A 21,631-nucleotide genomic window follows, 5' to 3' on the forward strand; every position below is an offset into this window, starting at 1 on the left:
TGAGCGGGCGTCCGCCCGGGAGCCGTTATAGGTGAGCGAGCGTCGGGCCGGGAGCCGTTATATGTGAGCGACCGTCGGCCCGGGAGCCGTCATATGTGGGCGAGCGTCGGGCCGGGAGCCGTCATATGTGAGCGGGCGTCACGCCGGACGGCCCGATATGTGAGCGAGCGTCACAGGCCGAGTTCGGCCTTCAGGGCTGCTACGTGGCCTTGGGCCTTGACTTGGTACTGGGTCAGCTTGACCTTGCCCTCGCCGTCGAGCACTACGGTGGAGCGGACCAGTCCGTCTACCACTTCGCCGTTCACGAGCTTCTCGCCCCAGGCACCGTAGGCGAGGGCCACGGCGTGGTCTTCGTCGGAGAGGAGCGGGAAGGTCAGGGAATAGTCGCCGGCGAAGTGTGCGATCTTTTCCGGGGCATCGGGCGAGATGCCCAGGACTTCGTATCCGGAGGACTGCAGGCTGGACAGGCTGTCGCGGAAGTCGCAGGCCTCGGTGGTGCAGCCGGGGGTGGCGGCTTCCGGGTAGAAGTACACGATGACGTTCCGTCCGCGGTAATCGGACAGCGAGACCTTCTGGCCTTCGGAGTTAAGCAACGCGAAATCGGGGGCCTGGGTTCCGGCGAGGAGTTTCTGGGTCATGTTGCGATCCTTGACTTGTCGGGCAACCGCCGTGGCCGGCGATCAATCTATAGGTGTAACGGGCTGCCTAGATGCAGTATTCCGCGGGTCCGCGAACTGTAGAGCCTGGTCCGGGCACGAACTGGTAGCCGCCTCCACGCACTGTGGCGATGACATGGCGGGCTGAGCCCAGCTTGCGCCGGACGCGTCCAACATACACGTCGATGGACCGAAATGCCGCGCCGGGACAGTCAAGTGACTCCAGAAAACGTTGCAATTCTTCACGTGGGATGGGTCGGGACAGGTTTTCCACGAGGTAGCGGAGGAGGCTGTGTTCCATTGCCGTGAAGCTGACAGGGACCCCATCGAGGAGGACGGTGTTCGCGGCCAGGTCCACTGCCACGGTGCTGCGTCGGCCGGCGAGGGACACAGGCGGGTTGGCAGCGGCGGGGCGGTTTCCGGCGTCGGGCGCTTCCGACGCCGAACCGGCGTCGGACGTCTCAGCACCGTCGGACACGCCGGAAGAATCATCGGACGTTGCAGCTCCGGCGGCGGGCCAAAGGAGGACTTCCGCCCCCGGAGCAAGTTTGCGGGCCCGGGCCAGGACCGCTTCCGCGGCCCGGGCCCAAACCTCGGGATCGATCTCGTGGCCTTCGCCGGGCTGTACCCACACGGCCAGGCCGCGCGGAAGCATCCCGGGCCGAACCAGTCCGGGCCGAAGCCCGGAAGGCCGGGGGGCGGGCTGATGCCGCGAGGCGTTGAGCCGTGCGGGCAGTTGCCCGTACGGGGCATGGACGTTGACGGCCATGGCTTGGCCTTACACGCCGCCGCGGCGAATCAGCTTGCCGCTGGGCGTCCGGCCGTCGATCTCGCTGCCACGCAGGTACGTTTTGCGTACGACGCCGGAGAGCGCCTTGCCGTCGTACGGCGTGATCGGGTTCTTGTGCTTGAGCTTCTTGACGTCGACGACGAACGCGTCGTCGGGCGCGAAGATGGAGAAATCGGCGTCGTAGCCGAGTGCGAGCTGGCCTTTGTTGTGCAGGCGGGCCAAGGCTGCGGGCTTCTCGGACATCCAGGACACCACCTGCTCGAGGGAGATGCCGCGGTGCCGTGCCTCGGTCCAGATCAGCGAGAGCCCGAGCTGCAACGAGGAAACGCCGCCCCAGGCCACTGCGAAGTCGCCATTTTCCAGGTCCTTCAGGTCAAGCGTCGACGGCGAGTGGTCCGAGACAATGCAGTCGATCGTACCGTCCTGCAGGCCTTGCCAGAGGAGCTCGCGGTTGGAGGCCTCGCGGATGGGAGGGCAGCACTTGTAGGCGGTGGCGCCGTCGGGGATTTCCTCGGCCATGAGCGTGAGGTAGTGCGGGCAGGTCTCCACGGTGAGGTGCACGCCGTCGCGCTTTGCCGAAGCGATCATGGGCAGCGCGTCCGACGACGAGAGGTGCAGGATGTGGGCGCGCGCGCCGGTCCAGCGGGCCCTTTCGATGACCTCCGCGATCGCCTTGTTCTCGGCGCCGCGGGGGCGGGAAGCAAGGAACGTGGAGTAGTGTGCGCCGCCGGGGTGGGGTGCGTGGTCGATCGCGTGGGAGTCCTCGGCGTGGACGATCATGAGGGAGTCGAAGGACTTGAGCTCGGCCATGTCCTCTTCCATCTCGTCCGCGTCGAGATGCGGGAACTCGTCCACGCCCGAGTGGAGGAGGAAGCACTTGAAGCCGAAGACGCCCTCGTCGTGCAACGGGCGGAGGTCCTTCTTGTTGCCCGGAATGGCGCCGCCCCAGAATCCGACGTCCACGAAGGCCTGGTCCTCGGCAACTTCGCGCTTGAGCTTGAGGCCTTCCACGTTGGTGGTGGGCGGGATGGAGTTCAGCGGCATGTCGATGATGGTGGTGACGCCGCCGGCTGCTGCGGCGCGGGTGGCGGAGGCGAAGCCTTCCCACTCGGTGCGGCCGGGCTCGTTGACGTGCACGTGGGTGTCCACGAGGCCGGGGATGAGGGTTTCGTCGTCGCCGAGCTCGATGACTTCGGCGCCCTGCAGGCCGTTGCCCAAAGGCTCGATGGCGACGATCACGCCGTTGCGGACACCGACTTCGCGGGCGGTGATGCCGGCGGTGGTGAGGATGCGCTGGCCGCGGATGACCAGGTCAAACGGGCCGTGTGCTGTGGTGGTTTCTTCAGACATGGAGTTGCTCCTTGGTCTCGGTTCGCGCTGCTTCATGGGTGGGTGCCGATTTTTCAGAGAGGCGCACGCCGATGTGCTTACCCAATTCTTCAAGCAGCGGCCCTGCTTCAGCTATACATTTCTCTACATTGGCTTCGAGCTCGGTCAATGCGTGGACCGACTCGAAACCGGACTCCGAAAGTTGTTCCGGGCTCAGCGTACTGCGGCCGCAGACGGCAATCACAGGGATCCCGGAACGCGCCGCTGCGCGCGCCACGCCCATGGGCGTTTTGCCGAGCAGGCTCTGTTCGTCGAGGCTGCCTTCGCCGGTGATCACCAGGTCCGCGCCCGCCAGCCGCTGCTCGAGTTCAGTGAATTCGAGGACGACGTCGATGCCCGGCCTGCGTGCCGCGCCCAGCGCCGCGATCGCGATGTAGCCGACGCCGCCTGCCGCGCCTGCGCCCGGAGCCTGTGCGGCGTCCTGGGCTTCGGAGCCGATCTCGTTGGCGAGGACCTGGACGAAGTGGGCCAAGGCGGCGTCGAGCGAGGCGACGTCGTCCGGCGTCGCGCCCTTCTGCGGTCCGAAGATCGCGGCGGCGCCGGTGCGGCCCAAAAGGGGATTGTCGACGTCGGACGCCAGGACGAACTCGGTGGCTTCCAAACGGACATCGAGGTTCGAGAAGTCGATCCGGTCCAAGCGGGCCAGTGCCGCGCCGCCGCCGGGGAGTTCGTTACCTTCGGCGTCGAGGAGGACTGCGCCGAGGCCTTGCAGCACGCCGGCGCCGCCGTCGGTATTGGCACTGCCGCCGACGCCGAGGATGATGTGCCGGCAGCCGAGGTCCAGGGCGGCGCGGATGAGTTCGCCCGTACCCAGGCTGGTGGAGCTCTTGGCCGTTTCGGTGTTCGGGGCGCTGCCGTCGCCGAAGCCCGGCAGTACCGCGAGTCCGGAGGCCGCCGCCATTTCAATGACGGCTTCCTCGCCGCGAACTGCGAATTCGGCCGTGATCGGGTGGCCCGTGGGGCCGGTGACCGTGGCGCTGCGGCGGGTGAAGCCGGAGCCGACGGCGGCGTCGAGAGTCCCCTCGCCGCCGTCGGCCACTGGAATGAGCGTGGTTTCAAAGCCCTCGGCTGGCAAACTCGCCGCTGCGCGGCCAGCGGCGAAACCTGCCCGCAGTCCGGCGCTCAAGCGGCTGGCGACCTCGGGAGCTGACAGCGATCCCTTGAACTTGTCCGGGGCTATGACCACACGCATTCCGTACCTCCTTCAGTAACTTACTAGTCCAGCAGGGCGATGATCGCAGTGGGGGCGTCTTCGCCGCGCTCGGCCAGCTCTTCGAACTCGTTCACGCCGTTGATTTCAACACCCATGGAGATGTTGGTGACCTTTTCCAGGATCACTTCGACCACCACGGGAACCTTGAACTCGTCCATGAGTGCCTTGGCCTTGTCGAACGCGGCAGGCAGGTCGGACGGGTTCTCCACGCGGATCGCCTTGCAGCCCAGGCCTTCGGCAACCTTGACGTGGTCCACGCCGTAGCCGTTGGTTTCCGGGGAGTTGATGTTCTCGAACGCCAGGGACACGTTCTGTTCCATGTTGAAGCCGCGCTGCGACTGGCGGATCAGGCCCAGGTACGAGTTGTTCACCACCACGTGGATGTACGGCAGGTTGAACTGTGCGCCAACGGCCAGCTCTTCGATCATGAACTGGAAGTCGTAGTCACCGGACAGGGCAACAACGGTCTCGTCCGGCTTGCCGCGAACGACGCCGAGGGCGGCCGGGGCGGTCCAGCCCAGCGGGCCAGCCTGGCCGGCGTTGATCCACTTGCGCGGGCCGAAGACGTGCAGCAACTGTGCGCCGGCGATCTGCGAGAGGCCGATGGTGGACACGTAGGTGGTGTCCTTGCCGAAGGCCTTGTTCATCTCTTCGTACACGCGCTGCGGCTTGATCGGGACGTTCTCGAAGTGGGTCTTGCGCTGCAGGGAACCCTTGCGGGCGGTGCACTCGGCGACCCAAGCGGAGTAGTCCGGCAGGGACTTGGCGGCCTGGCGCTCGCGTGCCAGCTCGATCAGCCCGTCCAGCGCCGCACCGGCGTCGGACGCGATACCGAAGTCCGGCGAGAACACGCGGCCGATCTGCGTCGGCTCAATGTCGATGTGCACGAACTTGCGGCCGGCCGTGTAGGTGTCCAGGCCGCCCGTGTGACGGTTGGCCCAGCGGTTGCCGATGCCGATGACGAAGTCCGAGGCCAGCATGGTCTCGTTGCCGTAGCGGTGCGAGGTCTGCAGGCCCACCATGCCTGCCATCAGCACGTGGTCGTCCGGGATGGTGCCCCAGCCCATCAGGGTGGGGATGACCGGAACGTTCAGCAGCTCCGCCAGCTCAACCAGCTGCGCGGAGGCACCGGCGTTGATGATGCCGCCACCGGCGACGATCAGCGGGCGCTCGGCTGCGGTGAGCATGTCCAGTGCCTTTTCCAGCTGCTTGCGGCTGGCCTTCGGCTTCTCGACGGCGATGGGCTCGTAAGCGTCGATGTCGAACTCGATCTCGGCCATCTGCACGTCGAACGGCAGGTCCAGCAGGACCGGGCCGGGACGTCCGGAACGCATCAGCTGGAAAGCCTTCTGGAAGGCGCCTGGAACCTGGCCCGGTTCCAGGATGGTCATGGCCATCTTGGTGACCGGCTTGGCAATGGACTCGATGTCCACGGCCTGGAAGTCTTCCTTGTGCAGCTTGGCAACCGGGGCCTGGCCGGTGATGCAGAGCATGGGGATGGAATCTGCCCAGGCTGCGTACAGGCCGGTGATCATGTCCGTTCCTGCGGGGCCCGAGGTGCCGATGCAGATACCGATGTTTCCGTCCGCTGCACGGGAGTAGCCGTCAGCCATGTGGCTGGCGCCTTCAACGTGGCGGGCCAGGGTGTGGCGGATGCCGCCGTGTGCCCGCATCGCGGAATAGAAGGGGTTGATTGCCGCGCCTGGCAGGCCGAACGCCTCGATGGCGCCTTCCTTAGCCAAGATAGCGACGGCTGCGTCTACAGTGCGCATCTTCGTCATGGTGTGCTCCTTGAAAGCTTTGGTGCCCGCTACGGGCGGATTTTTGGGTGTGTCTGGGGGAGCCGGCGTCGGAAGTGCCCGACGCCGGCTGCTGGTTTTCGCTTGTTTCCGCCCTTTGGGGCGGGTGGCCTACTTAGCGCTTGGCTTTACTTGCGACCGCTGAGCTGAAGGACCTGCTTGAAGAGGCCGGAGTGGTCGAGTCCGCCGTCGCCCTGGTTGACAGTGGCGGCGACGAGCTGTGCGACGACGGCGCCGAGCGGGATTGCGACGTTGGCTTCGCGGGCTGCTGAGGTGACGATGCCGAGGTCCTTGTGGTGGAGGGCAAGGCGGAAGCCGGGGTCGAAGTTGCGGTCGAGCATCTTCTGGCCCTTCTGGTCGAGGACCTTGGAGCCGGCCAGGCCGCCGCCGAGGACCTTGAGGGCTGCGTCGGTGTCCACGCCATAGGCCTCAAGGAAGGCGATAGCCTCGCCGAGGACCTCGATGTTGACGGCCACGATCAGCTGGTTCGCTGCCTTGACGGTCTGGCCGGAGCCGGAGGGGCCGACGTGGACGATGGTCTTGCCGACGGCGTTGAGGACATCCTGTGCTGCTTCGAAGTCGGCTGCGTCGCCGCCGACCATGATGGACAGGACGGCGTCGATGGCGCCCTGTTCGCCACCGGAAACCGGTGCGTCGAGCGGGCGGATGCCGGCTGCGACGGCGTCTGCCGAGAGGCGGGCGGCGACGTCCGGGCGGATGCTGCTCGCGTCGATCCAGAGGGTGCCCTGCTTCGCGTTGGCGAAGACACCGTCCGGGCCGCTCACGACGCCTTCGACGTCGGGGGAGTCCGGCACCATGGTGATGACGACGTCGGCGTCCTTGACGGCGTCTGCGATGCTCGTGGCACCCTTGCCGCCTTCGGAGACGAGCTTGTCGATCTTGTCCTGGCTGCGGTTGAAACCGGTGACGGTGTGGCCGGCCTTGACCAGGTTGATGGCCATGGGGAGGCCCATGATTCCGAGTCCGATAACTGCAACGTTGCTCATGATTTTCCTTACTGAAGTCTTTGTTTTAGCTCAGGTGTGCTGGACCCAACTAGCTCGCAGTTGATGTCGTTTTGAGGGCTCTAAACGACATCAATTGCTACCCAGTTGGGCGGGGACTAGTGGGAGGTGGCGCGCTGGCGGATGGCCCAGCTGAACGCCGTTTCCTGCGGTTCCTTGTATTCGAGGCCGATGTAGCCTTCGTAGCCGAGTTCGCGGCTGCGGGCGATCCATTCGCCGAGGGGAAGCTCGCCGGTTCCGGGAGCCCCGCGGCCGGGGTTGTCGGCGATCTGGATGTGGCCGAAGTCCTTGGCGTGGTTTTCGATGACGGCTGCGACGTCGTCCCCGTTGACTGCGAGGTGGTAGAAGTCGGCGAGGAGCTTGACGTTCGTGGCGCCGGATTCTTCCTTGACGCGGGCAATCACCTTGAGGGCGTCGGCGGCCTTGAGGAGCGGGTACTTGGGGGCGCCGCTGACAGGCTCGAGGAGGACGGTGCCGCCGATGCGTGCGACGCCTTCTGCGGCGCTGGCCAGGTTTTCGGCGCCGATGGCGTCCTGCTTCTCGGCCGATTCGCCGTCCACGCGGTTGCCGTAGAGGGCGTTGAAGGCCTTGCAGCCGAGTCGCTCGCCGATGCCCGCGACAACGTCGATGTTGTCCAGGAACTCGGAAGAGCGGGCGGGCCAGGAAACCAGGCCGCGGTCGCCGCCCGGCATGTTGCCGGCGTTGAAGTTCAGGCCGGTGAGCTGAACGCCAGCGTCCTTGATGGCGTTCTCGAACTCGGTTACCTGGGCGTCCGACGGTACGGAGGTTTCAAAGGGCCACCAGAATTCGACGGCGTCAAAGCCGGCAGCCTTCGCGGCCGCGGGGCGCTCGAGCAGGGGGAGCTCCGTCAGGAGGATGGAGCAGTTCACTGTGTACGTCATCGTAGGTGTCCTTCCGGGAGGGCTTGGGATCCATCTTCCTCTTGGCTTGTTCTCGTGGGCCAGTTCGCCGTGGCGAGTTTCCGCTTTGTGGAATTTAGATTCTGCTTTATGAAAAGTTTAGGGAAGGAGAGGGTGGGAGTCAAGGGGTGTTCCGTCGGGAGGGGGTTTGGGATACCAAGTGGCGCCGTTGGGTGCGGTGGGAGGGGTGGGTGGCGCGCGAAGTCCACTCTGGCCTCGCCGCCCGATTGAGACACCTCTCTACGTGCTCACCCTCGATCTACACGGAGATGCGCCACCGACCACACGGAGATTGCCCGATTCCACACTGAGATTCGGGTCTCCCAGCACTGAGTTTCCCCTTTTTTACACTGAGACGGCTTTTTCGCCCTTAGCCTTCCCGTATCAGTTTCGATTTCCAATCGGAACTACAGATCGATTGGGGGGATTCATGATAAATCGCGTCTCGATTGCTCGGGAAGTCCTAGCGGCAACGCCAGCCCGTGCTACTGCGATCCCGGGCCCGCTGCGATCAGGGCTGCGGCGTGCCGATGCGCAAGCGGTTATTGCTGGTGACAGCAGTCTTCGGAATGGATCGAAATGCTCTATTACCTAGACGAACTCCTGACGGCAATGAACGCAACTCCGGGTCGACGCTGGTTCAACATAGCTAGTGCCGTGCTCATCGTCGTGATATTCGGTGCATTCGCCAGAGCCGGCGTGTCGAGCTGGGTTATCGTCCCGGCGGTTTGCATCGAATTCGTATGCCACGGAGCGCTTGTTGCCTCCTGGGCCCGAAAAGACGCCTTCGAAGCCTACAAACAAGGCGAACGCGCATGCGAACCCTAGTCACCCCGGTCGCCCGAGGGGCCGTAGCCAACTTCCCTGCGACGGCCGCTCGGGCCCCCCAGAGAAAGGGTTCGATAGTGATCTTTTCATCAACCATCCGCAGGACGGCCACAGTCTTCGTGCTCGCGTGTGTCGCTGGCAGCACTATTGTCGGGCTCCTTCACCAACCGAAGACACCACCGCTTGCCTGGACCTCCTTGGCTCTTGGCGCGGTTGCCTTGGTCCTAGTGCTCACAACAAAGCGAAGTCCGAAGCGCGATGCTGGTCTGTTCGCGATCAGCGGGATGGGCAGTGGCGTTTTCATGGGAGCGTCGACCGTTAGCTTCCCCGGATCGATTCCGATATGGCTTTGGACGATCGGCGCGATCTGTCTTGGAACCATGACACTCGTCGTCGATCCAGAGGAGACCCAAAACAAATCCGTCAGTCGGCTCTAGGCATCGGCGATGGGAAGGCTGTTCGTTCTCGCGCTGGCGGCGGTCCTGTTCGTGGCGTGTCTGATCTGGGGTCGAGAGCGGGCTCCCCGTACTTGTAGTAACGGACTCGCGAGCACGCTCCCGGACTAGTTCCGTGCGATCGGCTCAGGGTGGAGAGCATCTTCGATATTCATGTCTGGCCGGAAAAGCGGTTGGAATTCCAAGACAGACCGGTAATTGAAAATGGGGAATCGAATGAAAATGGTTAGGAATGTAAGGAAGGCAGTTACGGCAGGCGTGCTGACGACACTCATGGCAATTGGGACGGCTTCGGGTGCGCAGGCCACAAGCGCATCGGGTACCGCCTATTTCGATAACAGGCAACCGATCACGGCAAATATGTGGATTCAGTCGGTTTCAAATGGCGGTTGTGGGAGTTTTTCCTCATCGGCGGTAATGAACGTATCACCTAACTGGATCCGCAACACGACATCCTTCTACCAGTACGGAGTTGGGTCCATCAGCATCAAGGGTGTCAACGTATCGGGATCCGGAACCAGCAATCCCGCGACACTTCAGTGGACCAACAGTAACGGTGCCCGCGGATCCTATCTGAGCGGCACTGTCTGCATGGGTTGGGGAGCGTTCTACCTAGGTGCGGATGTGGCGGCCACTGCTTACTACTACGGCAATTTGCGCACTGCTTCCGCACGCGTATAGCGAAGAGATCGGCACTGCAGTAATGAAAAGAAGCCCGGGTATATGCCTTCGAAAGTTACAGCACACACGAAACGCCAAACTATTGGCGGCGCTAACCGTAGCTTTGCGTTGCCTGCCTGCCTGCAGTGCCGGTCTCGCCGCGCCGACTAACGATGTTTCTGCCATACAAGAAGACTTGAAGAAGCTCCAGGGAATCAACGGCCTAATAAGGATGCCCGAAGGGGAGGACAAAGAGCGCGGGGATCTGTACACCACCGCGTTGTACTCCGCGGACCTTGGTTCCTACCTGCTGGCCGCAGACGACGCCAATAGATCCGTCCGCGAGGCGCTCAGCGGGCAGACCTCGACCGACCTGCCGACGCTCTGGTCGGCGCTCAAGTTGCTTAGGGCTGCTCGCGCAACTTTGCCTGCCGAATTGGATGCGGGACTGGTTGATGCCGCGATTCCTCCGAAGCAGCAGGATGTAGGCGCCGAGATCGCCGCGCTCTGGTTTTGGGTTGATATCGGAAGGATGCAAGGTTGGTCCGCGATCGGTGGAAGGTCCTTTCGGGAAGAAGTGCTCGTTCGGCTTGGATCCATTGACGTCAACTCGATCAAGAACAAGCCCTATCTTCTTTGGCGGCTCTTCGATTCCTATTCGGCTCTGCAAATGCAAAAACCCAGCGAACTGGAACGAGCGTTGAAAACCGTGGATTCCAAGAAGCTCCCTAACGACTATGAATCGACCCTTGACTTTCAAGCTGCTCTCGAAGCGAGAGCAACTCTTAGAAAGGATCTCGTCGTTCCCAATGATGCTAAAGACCATATCGTTGGGCTTCTGGATTCAAAGCAGGTGCATGATGACGCGCTGATCGCCTCAATGCTGCGCTCCCTGAAATTGCTGGACGCGCAGAACGAGGCACAACGACTTGTCAAGGACAGGATTGCACCGCGGGTCGACCAGAAGACAGGACTTATCCGTTCGTCGACTCTCGCCAAAGGGTCGGTCCACGGGACGTATCTTGCCTCGAGGCTCCTCGACACGAACTTCCCAGAGCTCGCAAGTGAGCGAACCCGAGATGAACTGGAACGGGTATTGAAGACGCCCGAAACCGATCTGATCGCTCAACTCAAGGCCCTTGTGGCACTTAAGCGCTCTGGCTCCTCGTCCTGGGGGAGCTACGGTGCGGTCATCGACCGCGGGAGGTCCGCGCTTCCGGACACCGTGACCTTCGCGAATCTCAGCGGGTACATCGAGTTGGTGGATGTTCTGGTGCAGCTTGAGCCCAGTGCCCGGTTGGGGCGACTGGAGGCGTTCGATGCAGACCCCGGAGTTGAAGATCTACTCTCCGGAGCTCTGATGGCGCTCTCCAACTCCATGTACTTCTCAAACAGCGAGGAAGTGAGATCAATGTTTCCAGCCGTCCAGTCCGCGCTCCCGCAGCTCATCGGTTCACCCAAAGGAAACGGCCTGAACTATTTTCGGGCATTGACCGCGATGACGAACGCAAGTCGCTCCGGACTTGGATCAAACGACTTCGACAAGGCGGCCGAGGGACTCCGGACTCTGAAAGGCTGCGAAAACTATCCGTCCTTGTATCGCATGGAAGCAGACAAAGCGTCACCGTGTAGCCTCTCGCTTTCAGCCGCCATGATCGCGGTCCCGGGTGCGTACGACTTCGGGGAGAACAAGTGACCTCGGTATTGCGTCTTGAGGAGATCGCGAAGTCTTTTGCAGATGAGCGCGGGACTCGACAGTTGGTCCTTTCTGGAATCAGCCTGAACGTTGAGGCTGGTGAAATCGTCTGGCTACGGGGCGAGTCAGGTTCGGGGAAGTCAACGATCCTCAATATTTCCGGACTTCTGTCAACCCCCGATGCCGGCAAAGTGTGGATCAACGGTGACGACAGAACCAATGCATCGTCGCGGACGGCGAGCCTTGTCCGCTCGAGCCAAATTGGAATGGTTTTCCAGAGCAGCAACCTGTTGCCCGAACTGACAGCGTTGGAAAATGTTCTCCTTGCCAGCAGGCAGCCCATGACACGCGCAACGATTACGGCGCAGTTGGATCGCTTCGGCCTTGCGGCGGTCGCTAACCGGCAAGCGAAGAGGCTTTCCGGCGGGCAGCAGCAAAGAGTCGCATTTTGCCGCGCACTGATCAACCAACCGTCACTACTACTGGCAGATGAACCAAGTTCGGGTCTTGACGCGACAAATACTGAAGCCATCCTGGACGCCATGCGAACAGGCGCCGCCGGCGGGTGCGGTGTCCTCGTCGCTTCGCACGACGAAGGCTTCCAGCGTGTGGCCCACCGTCAGCTTCCGATGAAGGAGTTGCTCATTGAACAGAAATAGAGTCTTTGCAGCGAGGTCGGTGCGGCTTTCTCTATCGAAATTGAGGCCGCTCGCGGTACTAATGAGTCTTGGCATTGCGGTATTCATTTTCGCCGACAGCATCGTGGGGGCCGGCATAAGTTCATACTCAAACAAGATCACCACCAACTCCGCCCTGAATTATGTTGAGGTAACTTCAGTAGGTCCAGACTCAGCTCGCGAGATCACCGACGACTCGTTGTCCCGGTTTGACCAAATCGATCATGTGGTGGGGTCCTCCGGCTGGGCACAAATTGACCTCGCCATAGATGATCCTGCGAACTGGCCATCTCCGAACAACCCCGGCGCGTTCATGGCTACACCCTTTATCAGCGGTATCACCCCGAAGGTACTGCTCGGGGACGTCTCCGGAGGCGGCCCTGGGGAAGGCCAGATCCTGCTTCCCGACAAGGGTCAAGGCCAAAAGTATGCTCAGCTACTCGGCAAGGAAATGAGCTTCGTGTACACAAAGGAAATCGGCCTCGGAAACGGGGAACCCGTTTCCATATCTCTGCGCGTGGCAGGCATCTATGACAACTCGTCGCCTGGTACCGATGGCGCGCAAGCCGCGTACGTATCCAGCAAGGTACTCAAGTCAACGCTTGCCAATGCCCGGCCGGATAAAAAAGCGCTGGCCTATCCCCGCGCTTATGTTCGCGTTGACTCGGCAGACGAAGTGGTCAATGTACAAAATCAAGTCCGAGCGCTCGGATACTCAGTGAACAGCGTCGCGGGCCAAATCCGGTCCCTGTCAGGCCTGTTTGCCCTTCTTGCCCTTGTCAGCTGGGTGATCGGTGGCTTCCTCATCATCTTCTGCCTCGGGGTTGGAGTGTCGGTCGGTGGCAGCTGGATTAAGCAGAGGGCCCGCGAAGTGGGTCTCCTCAAGGCCATAGGCTGGTCGGGGGCTTCGATAGCAGGGGTTTGCATGGTCGAGCTGGCAGCAGTGGGTCTGATTATCGGCGTAGTTGGGACGCTCTTGGGAACGCTTTGCTCCGTCGTAGGAACGGCGGTCTTCAGCGGACTTCAGCTCGACCTCCTGCCGGTGGCTGCGTGGGCAATGCCGAACTGGCTGCTCGTGCTCGGAGCACTCTTCTGCGTGCCTTTGTTCTTGTGCCTTGGAGCCGTTGGCCACGTCGCAAGACTCGCTCGGCTCGACGCGGATTCGTCGCTGAGGGACCTGTAGCTCCCCCTTAGTGCAAGCATATGAGTTCCACAGGCTTTGCCGAGGCGCGCCGCCTCTGCGATATGGGTCCAATGGTTATCTATCCAAATGGCGCGACAGTAGGGAAGGGCTAGCTGGTCGCAAAAATGTCTTCTCTGTCGTATTGCTTGAATCGATAACTTGGATTGGCGAGCACCCTGTACTCAAGTTCTCTCGTACAAAGGATGGTGATCGTTCTGAATCAGGAAGAAGTGCTCAGCTGGTACTCGGGGGAGATCTATGGGCAACCTTCTGCTGCGCTTGCCGGGCTGGTACCCCACAGCTTTCCCGCCTTTGCCCGCGTTATGAATCCGGTGAGGACCTCCAGAGGCCAACGTCTGCGATGGTCGGTCATTGCGGGCAGCGCAATGACCGTCGACAGCGAAACCCAGTGGAGTGAAATCGTTTCGATAGTCAACCCTGATCCGAACGAATACTACGAACCGGAGACTGGCACCATAGACAGCTCAGTTGCTCTGCGGCTGTCGGAAGTCTTCGCCGAGCACACTCAATCTTCCGCTTTCACTTTCCTGGCCTGGGAAGGTTACGACTCTCTGCTGGAGGAGGTACGCGAGAGTCCAACCATCACCATTGGCGAGCAGAGGGTCATGCATGTCAGGAGTGGAAGCATTGAGCTCGCTCTCGAACCGATCGATTTTCCGCCGACCGACTTGCCATGAATTGGATACCGGACGATGGCGCCTGGTTTGTCAGGAACGACATTTACGCGAGATCGGTCTTCGTTGGAGGTTCGTTCGCGGCGGTCGCTGCGGTGCTGAGTGCCCCCGGGCTAGAGGCTTACCTTGTTCGCCCGAGGCAGACCGTGGTTCCGGAGGACTGACTGCGCCGTCCGACTTTCGCGAGAAGGGTCTCGGCGCTGAACGCCGGTCCGCCCCCCTCAACACCGGCGCGACTCTGCCAACAACTAGGTGGAACCGGTGCCATCCCTTAGTGCCCCAAACTCCCGGCGAAGCGCGCGACGGCGTCTTCCGGCGTCGGGACTGGTCCGAAGACTTCGGCTTGACGCGTGGTGTCCGCGACGTATCTGCCCGTCTCGAACCAGCCGAGCATGGAGCTCATGTCCTTGACCATCGGGACGAACGGTCCCATCACCGCGCCTAGCCCGTTGACAAACCATGCGGGCACCGACCGGACACTGACAGGTCCGCCCGCAAAAGTTGAAGCGATGTCCGCAACCTCCTGCATGCTGACCGGCCGGTCCCAGCCGATGTCGATCCGTTCGCCGTCGGCGACATCGGCGTCGACCGCTGCCGCGAGGTATCCGGCGAGGTCGGAGGTGAGGACGAAGGTCAGCGGGATGGTCTTGGTGCCGAACCATGTGAGGCGCTTCTTCTCGAACGGGTCGCCACCCATCCTGGTGACCTGGTCGAGGAACGCGCCGGGGCGAAGGGCGACAAACGGAACCTCAAGTGCCTCCAGCTTGTCCTCGGTGAGCTTCTTGTGCCAGAAGTGCGGAACACCCGGTGTCTGGTCTGCGGTGAGGATGCTGACCAGGACAAACCGCCGGACGCCGGCCCGGTGCGCGGCGATGGCGAGGTTGGTGTTGCCCTCGGTGTCGATCTCCAAAGCCCGCTTGTCGCGGCGGGTATACCCGGCGGCAGAGCTGATCACAGCGTCGGCTCCCGTCATCGCAGCGATGAGGGAATCTAGGTCCAGCATGTCGCCGCGGGCAATCTCGACACCTTTTGCCTCAAGCTTGCTTGCATCCGAGCTTGGCCGGACCAAAGCCCGGACACTCTTGCCCCTCGCGAGCAGTTCGTCGACCACTTTGCCGCCCACGTGGCCGGTGGCGCCGACGACGAGGACCGGTTTGGCGTCAGTCATGGGATGCTCCTTCGCGCAGGGACGAAGACCAAGCCTCGCTCGGCCAGTCCGGTGACAAGGCTCTTACAACTCAGTTCGAGACCCTCCGAATATATCGCGCAGTGGATTGCACGGCGAGAGGTGGTTGGGGGAGTACCTCACTCCAACCCCTCCCCAATATCCCGCCCGATCCTCCGCAGCAGCTCCGCCGAGAGCACAGGATCCTTCGACGAGTCCAGATCCGTGTAGTCCGCCAGGGTGTAGATGTGCGAAAGTGACATCTCGGACCACCGCTCCCGCTGCAGCAACGAACGGCCAGCGACGGCGATGATCGGCCGGGTGCCCGAGCGGCGCGCGACGGCGGCCGGCAGCTTTCCGGCGAGGGTTTGCTCGTCGATGCTGCCCTCGCCGGTCACCACAAGGTCGCACCCTTCCTTCCGGGCGTCGAAGTCCAGGAGGTCCAGGAAGTAGTCCGCCCCGGATACTTGAGAAGCGCCAAGCAACATGCACGCAAAGCCGATCCCGCCGGCGCTTCCGGCGCCGGGATGCTCGGCAAGGGAAGCCGCACTCTCAAACCCGCCCGAAGTGAGCATCGAGACAAAGTGCGTCAGACCGGCGTCGAGCGCTGAAACATCCTGAACCGAAGCGCCCTTCTGCGGACCAAACACCGCAGGCGCACCGTCCGGCCCGGACAGCGGGTTGTGCACGTCGCTCGCGACTAAAAGTTCCACACCAATCAGCCCAGGAAGCGCATCCACAACAACGGAATGAACAAGGCCAAGATTCCGCCCGTTGCCCTCCAAAGAACGGCCGGAGGCATCCAGGAAGCGGTAGCCCAGGGCGGTGAGCATGCCCATTCCTCCGTCGGTGCTGGCGCTGCCTCCGAGTGCCAGGACGATCCGCGCCGGCCTGAACGAAAGGGCAAAGAGAACAGCCTCGCCAAAACCGCGGCTCGACGCATCGAGCGGCAAAAGCCGTCCGTCCGGCAACAGCCCCAAACCGCAAGTGTTCGCTACCTCCACAACAGCAGTGACGCCGTCGAACGCGATGCTCGCCTGCGCGGGCTGTCCGGTCGGGCCGGGGACTACGAAAGCGTGGCGGGCGAACGCGGAGGCGACGGCGGCATCGACGCTGCCGTCACCGCCGTCCGCCAGCGGTAGCAGCTCACACCGAATCGCTCCGACGGAACGCAGCCCGCCTGCTAGGGCGTCCGCCACCTCGCTGGCGGTGAGGCTGCCTTTGAACTTGTCGGGCGCGATGAGGACGGTCTTCGGGGCGGATGCATTCGCCATGTCAGATGGAGTCCGAGTAAGCCGGGCGGCGTTCAGCGGGCTGAAAAGGCTCGACGGCGGCAGCGTGCGGCGGAACTTCAGGAACCTGAATCGGCTCCATAACTTCGCCCGCGAAGACGCGGCGGACGCGGTCGGCGTCGAGGGTGCGGTCCCACCAGGCGATGAACAGCGTGGCGACAGCGTTGCCGGTGAAGTTGACGAGGGCACGGCATTCGGACATGAACTTGTCGATGCCGAAGATGAGCATGATGCCGGCGGCCGGGATGGTACCGATGGTGGCCAACGTTGCGGTGAGGGCGATGAAGCCGCCGCCTGCGACGCCCGCAGCACCTTTGGACGTAAGCAGCATGACGGCGATGAGGCCCAACTGCTGGCCGATGCTCAGGTGCGTGTTGGTCGCTTGGGCGATATATACGGCGGCCAGGGAAAGGTAGATCGCTGCGCCGTCGAGGTTGAAGCTGTAGCCGGTGGGGACAACGAGCCCTACAGTCTCTTTCTTGACGCCGGCGTGCTCGAGTTTGCGCATCAGGCCCGGCAGCGCAGGTTCGGCGGTCGAGGTGCCCAGAATGATCAAGTATTCCTCTTTGAAGTGCCTGATCATCGTGAAGATGTTCAGCTTGAGGAACGCCATGACCGAGCCGAGGACCACCACCACAAAGAGGATCGAAGTGACATAGAAGAGTGCGATCAGCCCGCCCATGCTGGTCAAGGAGGACACACCGTACTTGCCGACCGCGAACGCCATGGCACCGAAGGCACCCAGCGGCGCGGCCTTCATGATGAAGCCCAGGATCTTGAACATCACGCCGGTGAGCCGCTGCACGCCGTCGAGCACCGGCGCGCCGAGCTTGCCCAGCGCGTTCAACGCGATCCCGAAGACTACCGCGATGAAGATGATCTGGAGAATATCGCCCGCAATGAAAGGCTGGACGATGCTCGTGGGGATGATGTTGGTCAGGAACTGCCACCATTCCTGGTGCGCCCCGGCGTCGATGAGTTTGGCGGCGGCATCGGTGGTCTTGATGGTGCCGGCAGTGGCGTTGACGCCCTCGCCGAGCCGGAAGATATTGATCGCCACCAGGCCGAACACCAAAGCACAAATGGTGCCGAGCTGGAAGTAGGTGAGGGCCTTCAGGCCCGTCATCCCGACCTTCTTCAGGTCCGCGACGCTCGCGATCCCACCGACGATGGTCAGGAAGACGATCGGGCCGATGAGCATCCTCATCGCATTGACGAACGTGGTCCCGATCGGCTCCATGGCAATGCCCGCAGTCGGCGCGAGCCAGCCGAGCAGGACGCCAATGAGAATGGCGGTCAGAACCCAGAAATACAGTTGCCGGTACCAGCGTTTTTTGGGTGCCGGAGTCGGATGACCGGCGGTTGATATGTGTCCCATGATTCCTACCTCATTGTGGAAAATCTCTGGAGAATGCTGAAAGGGTAAGCGGCGTCCCGAGGGCCCCGACGCGAGCTTGCGAGTGTTGGGGAGGGACCTCCGCGTTAGACAGCGGCGAGGGTGTGCGTAAGTGCCTTGATGATCGCTTCGGTGACGTCGTCTGTGTTGGCTTCGCCGCCGACGTCGCGGGTCAGGTACCCGGCGGCGGTGGTCTGCTCGATGGCGGCCTCGACCAAGCGAGCTTCTTCGCGCAGGCCGAAGTGGTCCAGCATCAGGGCGGCGCTGGCGATGGCGCCGATCGGGTTGCTGATGCCCTTGCCTGCGATGTCCGGCGCGGAACCGTGGACCGGCTCAAACATCGACGGGAAGCGGCGCTCCGGGTTCAGGTTGGCGCTCGCGGCGAGGCCGAGGCTGCCGGCGAGGGCGGAACCGAGGTCCGAGAGGATATCGGCGTTCAGGTTGGACGCGACGACCACCGACAGTTCCTCGGGGTGCAGGATGAACTTGGCGCTCATTGCGTCAACCAGGACGCTTTCAGTTTGGACGTCCGGGTAATCGAGGGCGACGCGATTGAAGGTTTCGTCCCAGAGGACCATGCCGTACTGCTGGGCGTTGGACTTGGTGACGGACGAGACCTTCTTGACCGTGCGGGTCCGGGCGAGCTCGAACGCGAAACGCATGATGCGCTCGCAGCCCTTCTCGGTGAACAGCGCGGTTTGCAGCGCCACTTCGTTGCCCGGGCCGCGGCCGCTCAGGTTGCGACCGCCGAGTCCGGCGTATTCGCCTTCGCTGTTTTCGCGGACAACGATCCAGTCGAGCTCGGTGTTGTCAGCCTTGCGGAGCGGGGACTCGATGCCGGGGAGGAACTTGACCGGGCGGATGTTGGCCCACTGGTCGAAGTTCTGGGTGATGTTCAGGCGCAAACCCCAGAGGCTGATGTGGTCCGGGACGTTCTCCCAGCCGACGGCTCCGAAGTAGATGGCGTCGAAGTCCTTGAGGGCGTCCAGGCCCTTGGGGTCCATCATTTGGCCGGTCTTCTCGTAGTAGCCGCAGCCCCACGGGAACTCGGTCCATTCAAAGGCGAACTTGCCGTTCGAGTTCGCAGCAAGGGCGTCCAAGACGCGGCGGCCTGCCGAGACAACTTCCTTGCCGACGCCGTCTGCGGGGATCGATGCGATGCTGAATTTCTGGGTGGCGCTCATGCCTACCTCCTCGTTGAGTTTGTTAGCAGAGTCACACTGCTTTCCTCTTCAAGTAGACGGGCGGCGGGTAGGCGGCGTCCAAGACTTAGTTTCGATACGACTGATAGGCAGCGCCTATTGATTTTGGCCGTTGGTGCGCTCGGTGTGTTCCGCAGCGACCTTCAAAAACGCCTTGGCCGCGGGGGTGAGGTTGTCTTTGCGGCTGAGGACCGCGACGTCCAGACGGCTCACCGGTTCGATGAGCAGGGTGCGCAGCCCCGCTTTATGCGCGGTAGGAGCCCACGACGACGGCATCACCGCGTGCCCAACTCCCGCCAGAACGAGGGGCAATATGGAGGTCCGGTGGGCGACTTCGACAACGATCTCCACCTCTACGCCGTGCGCCAGGGCATCATCGACGAGCCAACGCATGAGGGAGCCTCGCTGGCTGGCAATGATGCGCTGGCCTCCGAGATCCTCCCGTTGGATTGCCGTTTGCTCGGCGCCGAAGGTGTCGGCCCGCGGGTTGACGATCAAGATGAGCGGTTGCTTTTCGAGTTCGAGGACCTGGACGCCGGGGACCAGGATCGGCGTAGGCGAGCCGGCCAGTCCAATCTCGGAGCTGCCGTTCCGGACTGACTCGATCACTTCTTCGGGAGTGAAGGCGGCACTGATGTTGAGCCGGACTGCGGGGTAGACCTTGGTGAAGGCGGCGATCATGGACGTCAGCGGCTCGATGCCGGGGGACGGCATGGTGATGATGTCGAGTCGACCGCTCCTGATCCCCTGGAGTGACTGGACCGCTGATTGTGCGGCGTCGAGATCCCGCATGACGAGTCTGGCCGGGCCGATCAGCTCCTTGCCGGCTTCGCTGAGGACCGCCCGGCGGCCGATGCGGTGGAACAGCGGAACGCCGAGTTCCTTCTCCAGGCTCGCTATGGTCTGGGAAAGCGAAGGTTGCGCGATCAGCAGGTGTTCGGCGGCGCGGTTGAACCCGTCGTGATCGACGACGGCTAGAAAGTACTTCAGTTTTCGAGTGTCCACAGTGCGGCTCCTCTGGCTGGGCGGCGGTCTGGGCTATCGGGGGCTGGCCCGCCCCAAAAAGTCCGGCTGCTTCTCAAGATTTTCGCCTGGGCGCGGTTCTCCAGCCTAATAATGTCAGGGGTCCCTGCGAGGCTTTTCTTATGGACGGCAATCAGGGAACGCAGCTGATCTGGACGGGCGCGCCAACCGGCGGCACAGTTCCGGATGCTTCCGTGCCGGATGTCCGGCTGCGGGACCTGATCGATGTGGTGAGCTCCCTTCGGCCCGGCATTGAAAGCGCCGAATTGATTGACCAGTTGCGTGCCCTGGAGGATTTGAAGTCCGCGGCCGCTGCTGCGCAGGCCCGGATCGCTGTCGCGTTCGATGCCGCCCAGCGCAGCGCCGACGCGGCAGCGGGTGTGCCGGCCGAGGAACGCGGCCGCGGGGTCGGAGCTCAAATTGCGTTGGCCCGGCGGGAATCCCCGGCCCGCGGATCACGGCTGTTCGGCTTGGCGAAGGCGCTGGTGACCGAGATGCCGCACACCTTAGCCGCCCTGGACAGCGGGCAGCTGAACGAATGGCGGGCGACCCTGCTGGTGAAGGAAACAGCCTGCCTGTCCGCCGAGGACCGGTGCGCGGTGGACGAGGAACTCGCCGCCGACACCGGAACCTTCGACGGCGCGGGGGACCGGACCATCATCGCGGCGGCCCGGGCCGCCGCGTACCGGCGGGACCCCCGTTCCGTGACCCAGCGCGCCAGCCACGCCGCCACCGAACGGCACGTGAGCCTGCGCCCGGCACCTGACACCATGACCTACCTGACCGCGCTGGTTCCCGTCGCCCAGGGCGTGGCCGTTCACGCGGCCCTGACCCGGCATGCAGACTCGCTGCGCTCCGGCGGGGACACCCGGACCCGGGGACAGATCATGGCTGACGCCCTCGTCGAACGCACCACCGGCACCACCGCAGGGATCAGCGGTGTTGAAGTCCAGCTCGTCATGACCGACCGTACCCTTCTCCAGGGCGAGAGTGAACCGGCCCGCCTGCCGGGCTACGGGATCGTGCCCGCCGGCTGGGCACGCACCCTGCTCACGCCCGGCCAGCCCGCACTTGGTGGCCCGCGTCCCGGCCAGCCCGCGGACCGGGCCTTCAAGGTCTGGCTGCGGCGTCTCTACACAGCCCCCGGGACCGGGGACCTTGTCGCCGCCGATTCCCGGGCCCGGCTCTTCCCGGCCGGCTTGCGGCGCTTCATCCAACCCCGCGACGACACCTGCCGCACCCCCTACTGCGACGCACCGATCCGGCACTTCGACCACATCATCCCTTGGCGCGACGGCGGACCCACCAGCCTGGCGAACGGGGCGGGCCTGTGCGAAGCCTGCAACCAGACCAAAGAACTCCCCGGCTGGACAGCAACAACCCACCCCGGCACGCGGCATGTCCTCGACATCCGCACCCCCACCGGACACCACTACCGATCAACAGCCCCACCCCTGCCAGGAACCCATGTGAACGGAGACCCGCCAGTCATGGCTGCGCACTATTTCGGGGACCTGTTTCGCGGGCGCCACCAACGAGAACTACGCCAACCCGCCTAGGCAAACAA

19 protein-coding genes are annotated in these 21,631 nt (G+C 63.2%); 7 read left to right on the forward strand and 12 right to left on the reverse strand.

Annotation, left to right across the window (positions count from 1 at the left end; all coding sequences use genetic code 11):
- Positions 1 to 170: 170 nt before the first annotated feature.
- The 7 genes from bcp to QRN52_RS12140 form a co-directional block, all read right to left on the reverse strand.
- Positions 171 to 638 (reverse strand): thioredoxin-dependent thiol peroxidase, encoded by a 468-nt coding sequence (bcp, locus tag QRN52_RS12110; protein ID WP_078107485.1) that lies wholly within the window; start codon positions 636 to 638, stop codon positions 171 to 173.
- A gap of 67 nt (positions 639 to 705) precedes the next feature.
- Positions 706 to 1,425 (reverse strand): winged helix-turn-helix domain-containing protein, encoded by a 720-nt coding sequence (locus tag QRN52_RS12115; protein ID WP_284752968.1) that lies wholly within the window; start codon positions 1,423 to 1,425, stop codon positions 706 to 708.
- Positions 1,426 to 1,434: 9 nt separating this feature from the next.
- A complete protein-coding gene (gene allB / locus QRN52_RS12120; RefSeq protein ID WP_284752969.1) occupies positions 1,435 to 2,796 on the reverse strand; it encodes an allantoinase AllB in 1,362 nt (453 codons plus the stop codon).
- Positions 2,789 to 4,027: a glycerate kinase gene (locus tag QRN52_RS12125; RefSeq protein WP_284752970.1), complete on the reverse strand. Its 1,239-nt coding sequence runs from the start codon at positions 4,025 to 4,027 to the stop codon at positions 2,789 to 2,791. The genes allB and QRN52_RS12125 overlap by 8 nt, the downstream gene beginning before the upstream one ends.
- Before the next feature lie 23 nt (positions 4,028 to 4,050).
- Positions 4,051 to 5,829: a glyoxylate carboligase gene (gene gcl / locus QRN52_RS12130; RefSeq protein ID WP_284752971.1), complete on the reverse strand. Its 1,779-nt coding sequence runs from the start codon at positions 5,827 to 5,829 to the stop codon at positions 4,051 to 4,053.
- Between the two features lie 146 nt (positions 5,830 to 5,975).
- Entirely contained in the window at positions 5,976 to 6,854 is an 879-nt protein-coding gene (locus QRN52_RS12135) for a 2-hydroxy-3-oxopropionate reductase (RefSeq protein ID WP_284752972.1), read from the reverse strand.
- Between the two features lie 116 nt (positions 6,855 to 6,970).
- A complete protein-coding gene (locus QRN52_RS12140) occupies positions 6,971 to 7,774 on the reverse strand; it encodes a hydroxypyruvate isomerase family protein (protein WP_284752973.1) in 804 nt (267 codons plus the stop codon).
- A gap of 597 nt (positions 7,775 to 8,371) precedes the next feature.
- Here QRN52_RS12140 and QRN52_RS12145 point away from each other — a divergent pair.
- The 6 genes from QRN52_RS12145 to QRN52_RS12170 all read left to right on the forward strand — a co-directional run bounded on the left by QRN52_RS12145 (position 8,372) and on the right by QRN52_RS12170 (position 13,989).
- Positions 8,372 to 8,620, forward strand: a complete 249-nt coding sequence (locus QRN52_RS12145; RefSeq protein ID WP_284752974.1) for a hypothetical protein — start codon at positions 8,372 to 8,374, stop codon at positions 8,618 to 8,620.
- Positions 8,621 to 9,492: 872 nt separating this feature from the next.
- Complete coding sequence (locus QRN52_RS12150) at positions 9,493 to 9,756, forward strand: hypothetical protein (RefSeq protein ID WP_284752975.1); 264 nt, start codon at positions 9,493 to 9,495, stop codon at positions 9,754 to 9,756.
- 22 nt (positions 9,757 to 9,778) lie between these two features.
- A complete protein-coding gene (locus tag QRN52_RS12155; protein WP_284752976.1) occupies positions 9,779 to 11,431 on the forward strand; it encodes a hypothetical protein in 1,653 nt (550 codons plus the stop codon).
- Positions 11,428 to 12,090: an ABC transporter ATP-binding protein gene (locus tag QRN52_RS12160; protein ID WP_284752977.1), complete on the forward strand. Its 663-nt coding sequence runs from the start codon at positions 11,428 to 11,430 to the stop codon at positions 12,088 to 12,090. The genes QRN52_RS12155 and QRN52_RS12160 overlap by 4 nt, the downstream gene beginning before the upstream one ends.
- A gap of 61 nt (positions 12,091 to 12,151) precedes the next feature.
- On the forward strand, positions 12,152 to 13,291 hold the full coding sequence (locus QRN52_RS12165) for an ABC transporter permease (protein WP_284752978.1): 1,140 nt from the start codon (positions 12,152 to 12,154) through the stop codon (positions 13,289 to 13,291).
- A gap of 203 nt (positions 13,292 to 13,494) precedes the next feature.
- Positions 13,495 to 13,989, forward strand: coding sequence for a hypothetical protein (locus QRN52_RS12170; protein WP_284752979.1), 495 nt, complete (start codon positions 13,495 to 13,497; stop codon positions 13,987 to 13,989).
- 268 nt (positions 13,990 to 14,257) lie between these two features.
- Here QRN52_RS12170 and QRN52_RS12175 read toward each other — a convergent pair whose 3' ends face one another.
- From QRN52_RS12175 to QRN52_RS12195, 5 genes are all read right to left on the reverse strand, one after another.
- Entirely contained in the window at positions 14,258 to 15,154 is an 897-nt protein-coding gene (locus QRN52_RS12175) for an SDR family oxidoreductase (RefSeq protein ID WP_284752980.1), read from the reverse strand.
- 137 nt (positions 15,155 to 15,291) lie between these two features.
- Complete coding sequence (locus QRN52_RS12180; RefSeq protein ID WP_284752981.1) at positions 15,292 to 16,425, reverse strand: glycerate kinase; 1,134 nt, start codon at positions 16,423 to 16,425, stop codon at positions 15,292 to 15,294.
- 1 nt (position 16,426) lies between these two features.
- Positions 16,427 to 17,821: a C4-dicarboxylate transporter DctA gene (gene dctA, locus QRN52_RS12185; RefSeq protein ID WP_284752982.1), complete on the reverse strand. Its 1,395-nt coding sequence runs from the start codon at positions 17,819 to 17,821 to the stop codon at positions 16,427 to 16,429.
- A gap of 104 nt (positions 17,822 to 17,925) precedes the next feature.
- A complete protein-coding gene (locus tag QRN52_RS12190) occupies positions 17,926 to 19,023 on the reverse strand; it encodes a tartrate dehydrogenase (RefSeq protein ID WP_284752983.1) in 1,098 nt (365 codons plus the stop codon).
- Between the two features lie 114 nt (positions 19,024 to 19,137).
- Complete coding sequence (locus tag QRN52_RS12195; RefSeq protein ID WP_284752984.1) at positions 19,138 to 20,046, reverse strand: LysR family transcriptional regulator; 909 nt, start codon at positions 20,044 to 20,046, stop codon at positions 19,138 to 19,140.
- A 140-nt stretch (positions 20,047 to 20,186) separates the two neighbouring features.
- Between QRN52_RS12195 and QRN52_RS12200 the strand changes: the two genes are divergently transcribed.
- Complete coding sequence (locus QRN52_RS12200) at positions 20,187 to 21,623, forward strand: HNH endonuclease (RefSeq protein ID WP_284752985.1); 1,437 nt, start codon at positions 20,187 to 20,189, stop codon at positions 21,621 to 21,623.
- Positions 21,624 to 21,631 lie beyond the last annotated feature (8 nt).

It is taken from the genome of Arthrobacter sp. efr-133-R2A-120 (assembly GCF_030209835.1).
Lineage (GTDB): Bacteria > Actinomycetota > Actinomycetes > Actinomycetales > Micrococcaceae > Arthrobacter.